Origin of the sequence: Xanthomonas sp. 3793 (assembly GCF_024806835.1) — a bacterium.
Classification (GTDB): Bacteria; Pseudomonadota; Gammaproteobacteria; order Xanthomonadales; family Xanthomonadaceae; genus Xanthomonas; species Xanthomonas arboricola_F.
In genome coordinates this window covers 835,675-848,574 of sequence record NZ_JANTYU010000002.1, presented here as the reverse complement: position 1 = coordinate 848,574, position 12,900 = coordinate 835,675, and the positions used below count along the sequence as shown (strand labels likewise).

Genomic DNA, 12,900 nt, shown 5'->3' with positions numbered 1-12,900 from the left:
CTCAGAGCTCCACGTCGGCGCTGGACCTGCCGGCCACGGCGCGCGCGGGCGAACCGACATACACGCGCCCGGCCTCGGTATGCCGCGTCACCAGGGCACCGGCACCGATGATGTTGTCCGCGGCAATACGCACCTTGTCGCTCAAGGTGGCGTTGACGCCGACGAAGCTGCCGCTGCCGATCTCGCAATAGCCGGAGATGACCGCGTGCGAGGCGATGAACACATGGTCCTGCACCACGGTGCGATGGCCGATGTGGTTGCCACTCCACAAGATGCAGTTGTCGCCGATACGGGTAAACGGCTGGATGACGTTGCCTTCGAAGATGAAACTGTTGGCGCCGATCTGTGCATTGCGCCAGACGAACGCGCGCGAGCTGACATAGGTGGCGCAGCGGTAGCCGCGGCGCACCACGTCTTGGTAAAAGCGCATGCGCAAGCGGTTCAACTGCGTTGCCGGAATCGCGACGAACACCGCGTACTGCGCGGGCGGATAGCGCTGCTCGAGTTCCTCGTAGGCCACCACCGGCAACTCGGCCAGGGTGGGCCGCAACAGGAAATCGCGCTCCACGCTGAAGGCGACCACGTCGTAGTCGCTGTCGTGCTGGAAGTATTCGCAGGCGATCTGCGCAAACTCGCCCGCACCGACGATCACCAGAGGTTTGCGCACGCTCATGCTTCCAGCCTGCACGCATCCAGGCGATGTTCCCCACGCACTTCGCCCAGGAACTGGTCGTAATCGAGGATGTAGTCGCCTGGGTCGTAGAACTGGTCGGCCAGCACCATCAGCACGCAGTCGGGACTGAAATGGTGCAGGTCGCGCCAGACCATGCGGCCCAGCAGCAGGCCTTGCGAGGGGTCGTCCAAGGTCACCTCGGTCGGACCATCGCCCTTGCCTTCGTCCAGCAGGATCGTCACCGAGCCATGCAGGGCCACCGCAAGCTGATTGAGCCGGCGGTGCGCGTGCTGGCCACGGTGCACGCCGCTGCGGGTACCGAACAGGTAATACACGCGGCGTATCTCGAATGGCACGTTGCGCTCCTGCTCCAACGAAATGAGCAGACCGCGATCGTCGCCGTGGGTATGCAACTGGATGGGTTCGAAGGCCATGGTTCCGGGGCGTAACCGCTGACTGCACGTAGTGCGACATGCCTGAGTGCGCCGGGATGCGCGAAAGGTTGCGCCAGGTCACGGCACTGCGAAGTGGCGTGCGCACAAGCGCAATCGCATGCCGAGCGCGCTCGGCCACGATAAAAATTCGTTGTGGCGATGCAACCTTTCATCGGCAGCACCGCACATATCGGTGCACGTTCACCTGGCCGCAGTTCCGGCCGGCGTGGGGAGCCAGGCCTGGCAGCGCAGCACGCGCTGCCGGAACCAACGACCACCACCGGTGAGGACACCACCCAGATGCATCCATCCCCCCAGGCGCCGGACACGGCAGCCACCGGCAGCGCCACAACCCTGCCTCCCTCCACGCCCGCAGCGCCAGCCGCACGGGTCACGCCCTTGCCCAAACCGATGCGCGTGCTGCACTGGCTCACCGTGCTGTGCCTGGTGATGGCGGCCAGCCTGATTCTGCTGCGCGCCGAGCTCGATGGGCGCGCATTGCGTCAGTGGCTGCTCGAAGGCCATCGCCATTTCGGCCTGATGGTGTTGCTGCTGTTCGTGTTGCGCGTCGGCCTGCGGCTGCGGCTGCGCAAGCTGCCACCCGGCCCGCCCGCACCGTTGATGACTCGACTCGCTGCAGGCGGCACCCATCTGGCGATGTACGGGCTGATGCTTGCGTTGCCGTTGATCGGTTGGTCGCTGAGCAACGCGTTCGGCAAGACGGTCTACCTGTTCGGTCTGGCGCTGCCGAACCTCATCGAGGCCGATCCGGATCTGGGCGACACCCTCGGCGTGTGGCACTTGAATGCCGCCTGGGCGCTGCTGGCCTTGGTGCTGCTGCATATCGGCGCCGCGCTGTGGCATCACCTGGTGCTGCGCGATGGCCTGCTGTACCGCGTGCTGCCGGGCAAGCGCGCATGAGTCCTCGCACCTCCCTCGCCCTCGTCCGCTCTTTCCCAGTTGAACCCCGCACCGTCGAACAAGGACTTTCCATGCCTATTTCCCAGCCTGCTTCGCGCCGCGCCAACCCATCGCGCACCGCCTCCCTGACGTCCTTGTTATGCGTGTCCGGCCCGTTGCTGCTGCTGGCCAGCACGCAGGCGCAGGCGATTCCCTCGTTCGCCCGCCAGACCGGTTCTTCGTGCGCGGACTGCCATATCGGCTCCTACGGTCCCTCGCTCACGCCTTACGGCATGCGCTTCAAGCTGGGCGGCTTCACCGATACCAATGGCGAGGGCACCAAGATTCCGGTGTCCGGCCAGCTCACCTGGGCGCGCAATAACCCCAGCCGCGGCGACAGTACCGCGCGCCTGACCCAGGCCGACCTGTATCTGGCCGGCCGGGTCAACGACAACATCGGCGGCTATTCCAAGATCCGCTCCAACAACAGCGGCAACGCCACCTTCGACACACGCCTGGACGATGTGGATCTGCGCTTTGTCAGCAAGCCGTTCCAGATGGCCGGCAAGGACACCATGATCGGTGTCAGCGTCAACAACAATCCGGGCATCTCCGACCCGATCCATGTGTTGCCCAATGCCTCCACCCTGACGCCGGCCTCCAACGGCGGCGCGTCCACCATGCTCAGCTCCTCGTCGCTGTCCAACCGCGTCATCGGTGCCAGCGTGTACGGGCTGTACGACCGCAACTGGTACGGCGAAGTGGGCAGCTACAGCGCGTTGTCGCCGTCTGCGCAGGATCGCCTCGGCTGGCCGATCAACGGCGACCCGGGCAAGCTCAGCGACACCAGCTATGCGCGGCTTGCCTATATGAAGGACATGAAGCGGCAGTTCTTCTCGGTGGGCCTGACCGCGCTCAACACGCGCCGCCAGCGTCCGCGCAACGGGCCCAGCGACGACCTCACCGACTTCGGCTACGACCTGACCTATCAGTTCCTGGGCACCCGCGAACACGTCATGTCGCTGGCCTACGTCAACATCTACGAGCGCCGCAAGTACGGCAGCCCGCTGATTCCGTCCGACCCGACCATGCCTGCGCTGGAACGCGGCAACGTGCGCGATCAGACCATCAGCATGAACTACGCGTTCAAGCAGACCTATGGCGTGCTGGCCGCGCACATGATCAACACCGGTTCGTTCGATGCAGCGCGTTATTCGCCGGTCGGCATCCCCGACACCACCAGCAATCTGATCCTGGTGTACTGGAGCCCGTTCGGGCGCGAAGGCACCTACACCACCAATGCCAACCTGCGCGTGTCGGCTGGCTGGTTCCGCTTCGACAAGTTCAACGGCAGCACCTCCAACGTGTTCCGCGGCCCGCCGATCACCAATCCGCGCGATCTGGACAGCTTCACCATGTCGGTCAATCTGACGTTCTGATCCCCCACGCGTAAGGACCCCCATGAAGTCAATCCACACCACACTGTTATGCACGCAGCTGGCCGGCCTGTTGCTGGCCGGCGCACTGCTGCCCGGCGCTGCGCGCGCCGCCGATGGCAAGAGCGTGTTCATCAGCGAATGCGCCGAGTGCCACAGCGCAACACAAGGCAAGAACAAGAAAGGCCCCTCCCTGTTCGGCATCGTCAACCGTCCCGCCGGGACCGTGGCCGACTTCAGCGGCTACTCCGCCGAGCTCAAGACCGGCAAGCGCACCTGGGACACCGCCAGTCTCAAGGACTTCCTCAAGAAGGATTCCAAGGCCACGTTGCCGAATACCAAGATGAAGTACGAAGGGCTCGAAGACGAAAAGGAGCTGGACGCGCTGATCGCTTACCTCAACACCCTGCGTTGAGGACCGACCGGCCCGCGCTGACCGCAACGGCCGGGCTGGCACGCTGGATGCGCGCGGCCCCGGTGCGGGCCCGGCGGCAATGCCGGACGCGGGCATCGCCTGCGCCGGCCTGAACGAAACCCGCGCCATTGTGAGGATCGCTTCAAGCCCGGTACATCCCGCCGGCCGCAGTGTCCGCGGCTTGCATCCGGGCCACCGCTGCACCTGCACGGGTGCACGGCCCCGCGTTGCCTGACACGAACCCTTCGCGTATACGGACGGAACCGCCACACATCGGCGGTCTCGCCCAGCGTGATGGGTCACTATCGCGCACCGCCACGGTCCACACCCCGCCCTTGTTGAACGCTTCGTCCGCCCAGCAGCAGCCCCCTTCCCGAGCGCAACGCCATGGCGTCTGCGACGGGCAGCCGTGGCCTGCGAGCGGCTCGGCAGCACAGCCGCACCCGCCGCTCTTGCCGGGGTCGCCCTGCCTGTCCCGCCGCTGCCGACACTGTCGGCGGGTCCTGCAGCAGCACCTGGGAACACGTCGCGCGTTGCTGCTGGCGCTGGTCATGGGCACCAGCGGGACCGTATCGGCAGACAACGTCGGCGGCGCCGTGGCGGTGGCGTCCACCTTGATCGACCGCGGCATCTCCATCGCGCCCAACCGCGTCACCTTGCAGGCGGCCGGCTACTGGCTGCCCGCGCCCGGTTGGTCGGTGTCGGCCTCCGCGGCGCTGCAATCGCCCTCCTTCAGCAAGCCGGTGGCGCTCACGTTGCAGGGCGCGCGGGGCTGGATGCTGGGCGACCGCTGGCAGATGCAGGCCAGCCTGCTGTATTACGCCTATCCGGCCGACCGCCAGTCGCGCACCTTCGACCGCCAGGAAGCCAGCCTGGCCTGGTCCTATCGCGACACGCTCACCTTCTCGCTCTCCAGGTTCAATTTCCCCCGCGCGCAACGCTCGCCCTGGAACACGGCGGTCGACGTCACCGCCAACCTGCCGCTGACCGGGGATTTCAGCCTGTCGGCCGGCGCCGGCATCTCGGACTTTCCGGCGATGACCTACGGCGCTGCGAGTTCCGGCCGCTATCGGTATGGGCAACTGGGCCTGAAGTGGAGCCGCGCGGCATGGAGCGTGAAGCTGGACCGGGTACTGACCAGCAGCAATACCCCGCGTGCGCAGGGCGGCCCCGGCGCATTGCAGTGGGTCGGCATGGTTTCCCGCAGTTTCTGATCCAGACGCAACCTTTTCTCCGCCTGCGGGCACCTAGAGGTGTCTAACGCCATGTCTGCTTTGATGAATGACTCCGATACCCTTGGCGATGCCAACGACCGCATGCTGTTACGCCGCATGGCAGCGGGCGATCGCGACGCCCTGGCGAGCATGTACCACAGCTACCACGGCCGCCTGTGCCGGTTCTTGTCGCGGCTGACGCGGCGCCCGGACATCATCGAAGAAGCCATCAACGACTGCTTCTGGATCGCCTGGCAAAAAGCGGGCGACTTCCGCGGCGACTCGCAGGTGTCGACCTGGATCATGGGTATCGCCTATCGCTGCGGGCTCAAATGCCTGCGCCAGCACGACGGCGAAGCGATCGACGACACCGCCGTGGTGGAAGACCATGCCCCCAGCGCCGACGACAACGACGACCGCGAACTGCGCGACTGGCTGGACAAGGGCATGGAACGGCTGTCGCCGGATCAGCGCCTGGTCATCGAACTGGTCTACGGCGTCGGCCACAAGCTGGAAGAAGTCGCCGAAATCATGCAGTGCCCGGTGGGCACGATCAAAGCCCGGCTGTTTCATGCGCGGGTCAAATTACGCAATGTGCTGCCCGGCCTAGCCGGCAACACCCCTTACACGGAGACCCTGCAATGAAGACGTTTTTCATCGCGCCTGGCAAGGAATGCTCGCACGCCTGGGAACTGATGCCGGCGGTGCTGCTGGACAGCGCCACCGAAGAAGAGAACGCCTGGCTGATCGCGCACGTGGCCAAATGCGCCTCGTGCAGCGCCGAGTTCGCCCAGCAAAATCGCCTGCGCCAGGCGCTGGCGCTGCCGTGTGCGGTCACGCTGGACGCCAACGCCGGCCTGCAACGCCTGCTCGGCCGCCTGGATGCGCCCGAGGTCCGCGCCGCACCGGCGCCGGCCGCACGTCGCTCCGGTAGCTGGACCGTCCGTGCGCTGGCCGCTGCCGCGTTGGTCCAGGCCATCGGCCTGGGTGTCATGGGCGTCAAGCTGGCCTCGCCGGCGCCGTCGCACGACTACCGCACGCTCAGCAGCGCCACCGCGCTGCCGGTGCCGCAAGGCGCCATCCGCGTGGTGCCAGACGCCAGCATGACCGTGGCCGATTGGGACCGCCTGCTGCATGCGCAGCAGCTGCAGGTGATCGGCGGGCCCAACGACATGGGCGCCTACACCGTGGTGCCTGCCGCGCCGCAGCCGCCGGCCCAGCCGCAGCGGACCGTGCAGCAACTGCGCGCCAATCCGGGCATCCGGCTGGCCGAGGTCATCTCCGCCCCATGAGCCGTTTCCTCGTCATCGGCCTGCTGCTCGCACTGACCGGACCGGGCCTGCACGGCAACGCGCAGGCGCAGGACGCCGGCACCGTTGCTGCGCCCGCCGATGCGCATACACCCGACAGCAGCCGCGACATCCTGCTGGCGGTGGCCAACCCGCTCAGCGCACCGCCGGCACGTGCCGGCTCCAGCCTGATCGGCTATGCGTCCAGCTATTACGGCGCCGGCCAGAAGGCGGCGGTGCGCATGGAAGCCATCAAGCAGCGCTACAAGCTGCGCGAAGTGTCCGGCTGGCCGATCACCTCGCTGGGCCTGTATTGCGCCGTGCTGCAGCCACCACCGGGCGTGTCGCGCGATGAGCTGGTCACCGCCCTGGCCAAAGACGAGGGCGTGGAGCTGGTGCAGCCGGTGCAGGACTTCTCGGTGTTTTCGGCCGATGCGGCGGAAAAGACCACGCCGTTGTCCGGCTACAACGACCCGTACGTGGACATGCAGCGCGGTTTCATCGACACCGATGCCGCCAGTGCCCAGGCCGTCACCCAGGGCCGCGGTGTAGTGGTGGCGGTGGTCGATACCGGCGTGGACACCACCCACCCCGATCTGAAGGCGCGCATCCGCGAGGTGCACGACCTGGTCGACGACAAGCCGGGCATGACCAGCAGCGACTCGCACGGCACCGAGGTGGCCGGGATCATCGCCGCCGGCAGCAACAACCATCAAGGCATCGTCGGCATGGCGCCCAAGGCCATGCTGAGCGTCTACAAGGCGTGCTGGTACGCGCCCACGGTCGGCGCCACCGCACGCTGCAACACCTTCACCCTGGCCAAGGCGCTGGCGGCGATCAACAACAGCTCCGCGCGGGTGGTCAACCTGAGCCTGGGCGGGCCGGCCGACCCGCTGCTGAGCAAGATGCTCACCCATCTGGTGCAGCAGGGCCGCATCGTGGTGGCGGCCATGCCGCCGAATGGGCGACTGGACGGCTTTCCCAACGATGTGCCGGGCGTGCTGGTGGTGCGCAGCAGTAGCGCCAGCGCGGCCATGCCGGGCGTGCTCAGCGCGCCGGGCAAGGACATCCTGACCACCCAGCCGAACGGGCGTTACGACTTCACCTCCGGCTCGTCGATGGCCACCGCGCATGTCAGCGGCATGGCCGCGCTGCTGCTGTCGCTGTCGCCGTCGATGGACGCCGCGGCGTTGCGCGAGCTCCTGCAGCGCACCAGCAAGGTCTCCGACGGCCAGTTGCAGGTCAACGCCGGCGCCGCAGTCGATGCGCTGTCGCCCTCCAAACACTCCAACTGACGACACCGGCATGGCCAAGTGGATCCCGTTGTGGCTGCACAAGCTCAGCTCGCCGCCGATGTTTTACCGCTTTGCCGGTGCCGTGCGCCCGTGGGCGCTGGCGCTGGCGCTGCTGCTCGGCGCAGTCGCCGCTTACGGCGGGCTGGTGCTGGCGCCGCCGGATTATCAGCAGCACGATGCCTACCGCATCATCTTCATCCACGTGCCCAGCGCCTGGATGAGCCTTTTCATCTATGCAGCGATGGGCGTGTCGGCGTTCATCGCGCTGGTGTGGCGGATCAAGCTCGCCGAAGTGGTGACCATGGCCTCGGCACCGATCGGTGCGGCGTTCACCTTCATCACCTTGTGCACCGGTTCGTTGTGGGGCAAACCGATGTGGGGCACCTGGTGGACCTGGGACGCGCGGCTGACCTCGGAGTTGCTGCTGCTGTTTCTGTACCTGGGCGTGCTGGGCCTGTACCACGCGGTGGAAGACCGCCGTCAGGCGATGCGTGCGGCCGGCCTGCTTGCGCTGGTCGGCCTGGTGAATCTGCCCATCGTGCATTACTCGGTGGTGTGGTGGAACACGCTGCATCAGGGCTCCACCGTGCGGCTGCTCGGCCCGTCCAAGATGGGCGCGGACATGCTGTGGCCGTTGCTGACCATGATGCTCGCCACCAAGTGCTACTACCTCGCCAGCCTGTTCGGCCGCGTGCGCGTGGACCTGCTGGCGCTGGAAAGCGGCAAGGACTGGGCACGCCGCATCGTGTTGACCGAGCGCACCGCATGAGCACGTTGTTGGCGATGGGCGGCTACGGCCAATACGTGTGGACGTCGTATGCGTTGTTCGTGCTGGTGCTGCTGGCCGACCTGGCAGCGCCGTGGTTGCGACGCCGGCGCCTGCCGCGCGAACTGCGTGGCCAGTTGCAGCGGCAAACCCCGCGGCGTCTGCGCGATCACCCCGCGCCACCGCTGGAGCGCGACGCACCATGAATGCCACGCGCAAACAACGCCTGTGGCTGGTGCTCGGCGTGATCGCCGCCGCCGCGCTCGCGGTGACGCTGATCGTACTGGCACTGCAGCGGAACATGAGCTACCTGTTCACGCCCAGCCAGGTCCGCGCCGGCGAAGCGGCCAGCTATCAGCAATTCCGTCTCGGCGGCATGGTCAAGGCCGGCTCGATCCAGCGCGCCAGCGACTCGCTGAAAGTCAGCTTCACCGTCATCGACAAACACGCCGCCACCCAGGTCGAGTACACCGGCATCCTGCCGGACCTGTTCCGCGACAACCAATCGGTGATCGCCAACGGGCGCATGCAGGGCGGCCGTTTCGTCGCCAACGAAGTGCTGGCCAAGCACGACGAAACCTACATGCCCAAAGAACTCAGGGACGCGATGGCCGAAGGCCATGTCGGCAAGCCGATCCCTGCCACCGCCGCGCCGCTGGCCGCGCCGCGTTGAGGCGGCATCGGCTGCGCGTCGCTCACTCGATGACCTCTTCCTGCTGCACGTTGCGACCTACCCATGACGCCTGAACTCGGCCAGATCGCATTGATCCTGGCGCTGCTGCTTTCGCTTGCCCAGGGCGTGTTGCCGCTGATCGGCGCTTGGCGCGGCAATACCGCCTTGATGGGAATTGCGCGGCCGGCATCGGTGGGCCAGGCAGTGTTCGTGTGGATGGCATTCGGCCTGCTCGCCTGGTCGCTGCTGTCGCTGGATTTTTCGGTGGGCTATGTCGCCGCCAACGCCAACATCGCCCTGCCCTGGTACTACCGCTTTGCCGCGGTATGGGGCGCGCATGAAGGCTCGTTGCTGCTGTGGATCGCCATCCTTGCGACATGGACGGTGTTGCTGGCCGCCTTCAGCCGGCATCTGCCGCAGCACTTCGCCGCACGCGTGCTGGCGGTGTTGGGCCTGGTATCGGTGGGCTTTCTGGCCTTCATCCTGCTGACCTCCAATCCGTTCGGGCGGCTGTCGCCGATCCCGCTCGATGGCAACGAGCTCAATCCGGTGCTGCAGGATCCGGGCATGACCTTCCATCCGCCGGTGCTGTACACCGGTTATGTCGGTTTCTCGGTGGCCTTCGCATTCGCGGTGGCGGCGCTGCTCGGCGGCGAGCTCGAACAGGCCTGGGTGCGCTGGGCGCGGCCGTGGACCAATGTGGCCTGGGCTTGCCTCACCGCCGGCATCGTCGCCGGCAGCTGGTGGGCGTACGCGGAACTGGGCTGGGGCGGCTGGTGGTTCTGGGACCCGGTGGAAAATGCCAGCTTCATGCCGTGGCTGGTCGGCACGGCGTTGATCCACACCCAGGCAGTCACCGAAAAACGCGGCAGCCTGCGTGCCTGGACCATCCTGCTGTCGATCCTGGCGTTCTCGCTGTCGTTGCTGGGCACCTTCCTGGTGCGCTCGGGCGTGCTGACCTCGGTGCATGCCTTCGCTGCCGACCCGCGCCGCGGCCTGTACATCCTCATTTTCCTGGTGGCAGTGGTGGGCGGCTCGTTGCTGCTGTACGCCCTGCGCGCACCGAAGATCGCCAGCGGCAAACCGTTTGCCGCCGCCTCGCGCGAGACCGCCATCCTGATCGGCAATCTATTGCTCACCGTCGCCGCGGCGATGGTGTTGTTGGGCACCTTGTTCCCGTTGATCGCCGATGCCTTCGGCCTGGGCAAGGTGTCGGTGGGGCCGCCCTACTTCGGCCTGTTGTTCCCGTTGCTGATGTTGCCGGTGGTGCTGTTGCTGCCGTTTGGCCCATACCTGCGCTGGGGCAAGGCCGAGGCGGCGCCGCTGAAGGCACTGGGCACGCGCGCCGGCATCGCCGCGATCGCCTGCGCCCTGGTCGGCAGCCTGTTTGCCGATGGCCAGGTCAAGGCGATTGCCGGGATCGGTGTCGCCGCGTGGGTGGCGGCCGGCACCGCGCTGTACATGCACAAGCGCTGGCGCGAGATGCCGCGCGGCCGGCGCTTTCCGGCGGAAATGGCCGGCATGCTGCTCGCGCATGCGGGCGTGGCGGTGTTCGTGGCCGGCGTGCAGGTGTCCGACAGCCTGTCGGTCGAACGCGACGTGCGGCTGTCGCCCGGTCAAAGCGCGGACATCGCCGGCTACGCGTTCCGCTTCGACGGCGTGCAGCTGGTCGACGGGCCGAATTGGAAGGCCGAACAAGGCAGCGTGCAGGTCAGTCGCGATGGCAGGGTGATTGCGCAACTGCATCCGCAAAAACGCCTGTACAGCAGCGAGCGCATCCAGACCGAATCGGCGATCGATCCCGGCATCACCCGCGATCTGTATGTCGCGCTGGGCGAGCCACTGGACGATCAGCACATCGAACACGACTGGACCTTGCGGCTGTACTACAAGCCCTTCATCCGCTGGATCTGGGCCGGCGGCCTGTTGATGATGCTGGGCGGCTTCGTCAGCGCCTGCGCGCGGCGCTTTCGCGCGCCGGTGTCTGCAGGCAATGCCGCTGCATCGCCGGCCTACGATGCGCGCCTCATCGCGCAGGAGTCGCACCCGTGAGGCGCATGCTGCCGTTGCTGGGGTTTCTGTTGGTCGCTGCGCTGTTCGGTTTCGGCATCTACTGGACCATGCAGCACAATCCGCGCGATGTGCCCTCGCCGTTGATCGGCAAACCGGCACCGGCGTTCTCGCTGCCGCGGCTGGACGCACCCGACCAGCACCTCAGCGGCGCGCAATTGCTGGGCAAGCCCTATGTGCTCAACGTGTTCGGCAGTTGGTGCGCCGAATGCGTGCACGAGCATCCGGTGCTGATGGCGCAGGCCAGCCGGCTCGGGGTGCCCTTGATCGGCTACAACTACAAGGACGTGCCGGCCGATGCGACCGCCTGGCTGGCACGATTGGGCAATCCGTACGCCGTGGTGATCGCCGACGAAGCCGGCCAGACCGCCCTCGATTTCGGCGTCTATGGCGCGCCGGAAAGCTTCCTGATCGATGCGCAAGGCGTGATCCGCTACAAGCACATCGGCGTGCTCACTCCCGATGTCATCAACGAGGAGTTGCTGCCCGCCATCGCCGCACTGCCCAAGGGGGCACCGTGATGCGGGCTTATGGCGTGTTTCAGGCGCATCGGCGTCGGCAGGCACGCAAGCTGCGCCTGCTGCTGGTGCTGCTGCTCGGTCTAGTGCTCGCGCCCTGCGTCCAGGCGCAGGCGGTGGACCCACTGCCGTTCAAGGACCGCAGCGAAGAGGCGCGCTTTCAGCGACTGACCGCACAGCTGCGTTGCCTGGTGTGCCAGAACGAGAATCTGGCCGATTCCAATGCCAGCCTGGCCCGCGACCTGCGGCATCAGGTGTTCTCGCAACTGCAGGCCGGCAAGAGCGATGCGCAGATCAAGCAGTACATGGTCGAGCGCTATTCGGATTTCGTGCTGTACGACCCGCCGGTCAAGCGCGGCACCTGGTTGTTGTGGTTCGGACCGCTGCTGATGTTGGGCGCCGGCGCTGCGGTGGTGGCACACACTGTGCGCAAACGCGCGCACGCGGGCACCGCAGCAGCGCCGCAGGCAGAGGAAGAGTGGTGATGACGGGCTTTTATTTCCTGAGCGCTGGGCTGGTGGTCGTTGCGCTGCTGTTGTTGCTGCGGCCGCTGCTACGTACCCCCACCCGCAATGGCAACGCGCGTTACACGCTGCCGATTCTGCTGGTACTGGGCCTGCCTGTCGCCACTGCCGGCCTGTATCGACTGGTTGGCGCGCCCGATGCGATCGCGCATCCGGTGTACGCGACGGCATCGCCGCCCGTGCCCGCCACACCGACCGCTGCAGCCGATGACGCACCACCACAACCGACAGCTGCCGAACAGGCGCAACTGGCGGCGCTCGCCTCGTGGATGCAACAGGCCAAAACGTATGAGCAGGCCGACCGCTCCGCCGAGGCGCGCGATGCCTACGCGCAGGCGCTGAAGATCGCGCCCGACACCAGTGCCGCAATCGTCGGCTGGATCGCTGCGGATATGGCAACGCACAGCGATTTCGCCATCGATGCCGCCTCGCGGACGCGTCTGCAGCAGCTGATCGCGCGCGAACCGGACAACCAGCGCGGGCTATGGCTGCTGGGCATCAGCGACTTCCAGCAGCACGACTATGCCGCAGCCACCACCCATTGGCGCCATCTGCATGGACTGCTGGAAACCGGCTCGCCGATGCAGAACGCGGTGGCAGACAAGATTGCCGTGGCCGAATCGATGGCCAGCGCGCGGCAATCCGGGCGTGCTGCACGCTGAAAACACCGGCGCACAGACCTGCAGGCGCACC

At 66.7% G+C, this 12,900-nt stretch carries 16 protein-coding genes; 14 read left to right on the top strand and 2 right to left on the bottom strand.

The window, feature by feature from the left end; all coding sequences use genetic code 11:
• Nucleotide 1 precedes the first annotated feature (1 nt).
• Together FHY18_RS09950 and FHY18_RS09945 are read right to left on the bottom strand one after the other, a co-directional pair.
• Nucleotides 2-673 carry an acetyltransferase gene (locus FHY18_RS09950; protein WP_259153812.1) on the bottom strand — a complete coding sequence of 224 codons (672 nt, stop codon included), beginning with the start codon at nucleotides 671-673 and terminating at the stop codon, nucleotides 2-4.
• Nucleotides 670-1,107 (bottom strand): FdtA/QdtA family cupin domain-containing protein, encoded by a 438-nt coding sequence (locus FHY18_RS09945; protein WP_259153807.1) that lies wholly within the window; start codon nucleotides 1,105-1,107, stop codon nucleotides 670-672. Before FHY18_RS09945 ends, FHY18_RS09950 begins: the two co-directional genes overlap by 4 nt.
• 300 nt (nucleotides 1,108-1,407) lie before the next feature.
• Here FHY18_RS09945 and FHY18_RS09940 point away from each other — a divergent pair, with 300 nt between their 5' ends.
• The 14 genes from FHY18_RS09940 to FHY18_RS09875 all read left to right on the top strand — a co-directional run bounded on the left by FHY18_RS09940 (nucleotide 1,408) and on the right by FHY18_RS09875 (nucleotide 12,869).
• The gene (locus tag FHY18_RS09940) at nucleotides 1,408-2,028 is read left to right on the top strand and encodes a cytochrome b/b6 domain-containing protein (protein WP_259153806.1); all 621 of its coding nucleotides are present in this window, start codon (nucleotides 1,408-1,410) and stop codon (nucleotides 2,026-2,028) included.
• 71 nt (nucleotides 2,029-2,099) lie between these two features.
• Nucleotides 2,100-3,446: a cytochrome C gene (locus FHY18_RS09935; protein ID WP_259153805.1), complete on the top strand. Its 1,347-nt coding sequence runs from the start codon at nucleotides 2,100-2,102 to the stop codon at nucleotides 3,444-3,446.
• A gap of 22 nt (nucleotides 3,447-3,468) precedes the next feature.
• On the top strand, nucleotides 3,469-3,858 hold the full coding sequence (locus FHY18_RS09930; RefSeq protein ID WP_259153803.1) for a c-type cytochrome: 390 nt from the start codon (nucleotides 3,469-3,471) through the stop codon (nucleotides 3,856-3,858).
• Between the two features lie 551 nt (nucleotides 3,859-4,409).
• On the top strand, nucleotides 4,410-5,072 hold the full coding sequence (locus FHY18_RS09925; protein ID WP_259153801.1) for a hypothetical protein: 663 nt from the start codon (nucleotides 4,410-4,412) through the stop codon (nucleotides 5,070-5,072).
• A gap of 51 nt (nucleotides 5,073-5,123) precedes the next feature.
• On the top strand, nucleotides 5,124-5,717 hold the full coding sequence (locus FHY18_RS09920; RefSeq protein WP_259153798.1) for a sigma-70 family RNA polymerase sigma factor: 594 nt from the start codon (nucleotides 5,124-5,126) through the stop codon (nucleotides 5,715-5,717).
• On the top strand, nucleotides 5,714-6,364 hold the full coding sequence (locus FHY18_RS09915) for a zf-HC2 domain-containing protein (RefSeq protein WP_259153796.1): 651 nt from the start codon (nucleotides 5,714-5,716) through the stop codon (nucleotides 6,362-6,364). The genes FHY18_RS09920 and FHY18_RS09915 overlap by 4 nt, the downstream gene beginning before the upstream one ends.
• The gene (locus FHY18_RS09910) at nucleotides 6,361-7,656 is read left to right on the top strand and encodes a S8 family serine peptidase (protein WP_259153795.1); all 1,296 of its coding nucleotides are present in this window, start codon (nucleotides 6,361-6,363) and stop codon (nucleotides 7,654-7,656) included. Before FHY18_RS09915 ends, FHY18_RS09910 begins: the two co-directional genes overlap by 4 nt.
• 10 nt (nucleotides 7,657-7,666) lie before the next feature.
• Nucleotides 7,667-8,425, top strand: coding sequence for a heme ABC transporter permease CcmC (gene ccmC / locus FHY18_RS09905; protein WP_259153794.1), 759 nt, complete (start codon nucleotides 7,667-7,669; stop codon nucleotides 8,423-8,425).
• The gene (gene ccmD, locus FHY18_RS09900; RefSeq protein WP_259153793.1) at nucleotides 8,422-8,628 is read left to right on the top strand and encodes a heme exporter protein CcmD; all 207 of its coding nucleotides are present in this window, start codon (nucleotides 8,422-8,424) and stop codon (nucleotides 8,626-8,628) included. The genes ccmC and ccmD overlap by 4 nt, the downstream gene beginning before the upstream one ends.
• Nucleotides 8,625-9,095, top strand: coding sequence for a cytochrome c maturation protein CcmE (ccmE, locus tag FHY18_RS09895; protein ID WP_259153792.1), 471 nt, complete (start codon nucleotides 8,625-8,627; stop codon nucleotides 9,093-9,095). Before ccmD ends, ccmE begins: the two co-directional genes overlap by 4 nt.
• Nucleotides 9,096-9,158: 63 nt before the next feature.
• Entirely contained in the window at nucleotides 9,159-11,147 is a 1,989-nt protein-coding gene (locus tag FHY18_RS09890) for a heme lyase CcmF/NrfE family subunit (protein ID WP_259153790.1), read from the top strand.
• Nucleotides 11,144-11,686, top strand: coding sequence for a DsbE family thiol:disulfide interchange protein (locus tag FHY18_RS09885; protein ID WP_259153789.1), 543 nt, complete (start codon nucleotides 11,144-11,146; stop codon nucleotides 11,684-11,686). Before FHY18_RS09890 ends, FHY18_RS09885 begins: the two co-directional genes overlap by 4 nt.
• The gene (locus FHY18_RS09880; protein ID WP_259154020.1) at nucleotides 11,686-12,168 is read left to right on the top strand and encodes a cytochrome c-type biogenesis protein; all 483 of its coding nucleotides are present in this window, start codon (nucleotides 11,686-11,688) and stop codon (nucleotides 12,166-12,168) included. Before FHY18_RS09885 ends, FHY18_RS09880 begins: the two co-directional genes overlap by 1 nt.
• Entirely contained in the window at nucleotides 12,162-12,869 is a 708-nt protein-coding gene (locus tag FHY18_RS09875) for a C-type cytochrome biogenesis protein (protein ID WP_259153787.1), read from the top strand. Before FHY18_RS09880 ends, FHY18_RS09875 begins: the two co-directional genes overlap by 7 nt.
• Nucleotides 12,870-12,900 lie beyond the last annotated feature (31 nt).

Bases quoted from the DNA above. Each gene is read 5' to 3' on its own strand.
- FHY18_RS09950 (WP_259153812.1), bottom strand. From the start codon at position 673: ATGAGCGTGCGCAAACCTCTGGTGATCGTCGGTGCGGGCGAGTTTGCG.
- FHY18_RS09945 (WP_259153807.1), bottom strand. From the start codon at position 1,107: ATGGCCTTCGAACCCATCCAGTTGCATACCCACGGCGACGATCGCGGT.
- FHY18_RS09940 (WP_259153806.1), top strand. From the start codon at position 1,408: ATGCATCCATCCCCCCAGGCGCCGGACACGGCAGCCACCGGCAGCGCC.
- FHY18_RS09935 (WP_259153805.1), top strand. From the start codon at position 2,100: ATGCCTATTTCCCAGCCTGCTTCGCGCCGCGCCAACCCATCGCGCACC.
- FHY18_RS09930 (WP_259153803.1), top strand. From the start codon at position 3,469: ATGAAGTCAATCCACACCACACTGTTATGCACGCAGCTGGCCGGCCTG.
- FHY18_RS09925 (WP_259153801.1), top strand. From the start codon at position 4,410: ATGGGCACCAGCGGGACCGTATCGGCAGACAACGTCGGCGGCGCCGTG.
- FHY18_RS09920 (WP_259153798.1), top strand. From the start codon at position 5,124: ATGTCTGCTTTGATGAATGACTCCGATACCCTTGGCGATGCCAACGAC.
- FHY18_RS09915 (WP_259153796.1), top strand. From the start codon at position 5,714: ATGAAGACGTTTTTCATCGCGCCTGGCAAGGAATGCTCGCACGCCTGG.
- FHY18_RS09910 (WP_259153795.1), top strand. From the start codon at position 6,361: ATGAGCCGTTTCCTCGTCATCGGCCTGCTGCTCGCACTGACCGGACCG.
- ccmC (WP_259153794.1), top strand. From the start codon at position 7,667: ATGGCCAAGTGGATCCCGTTGTGGCTGCACAAGCTCAGCTCGCCGCCG.
- ccmD (WP_259153793.1), top strand. From the start codon at position 8,422: ATGAGCACGTTGTTGGCGATGGGCGGCTACGGCCAATACGTGTGGACG.
- ccmE (WP_259153792.1), top strand. From the start codon at position 8,625: ATGAATGCCACGCGCAAACAACGCCTGTGGCTGGTGCTCGGCGTGATC.
- FHY18_RS09890 (WP_259153790.1), top strand. From the start codon at position 9,159: ATGACGCCTGAACTCGGCCAGATCGCATTGATCCTGGCGCTGCTGCTT.
- FHY18_RS09880 (WP_259154020.1), top strand. From the start codon at position 11,686: ATGCGGGCTTATGGCGTGTTTCAGGCGCATCGGCGTCGGCAGGCACGC.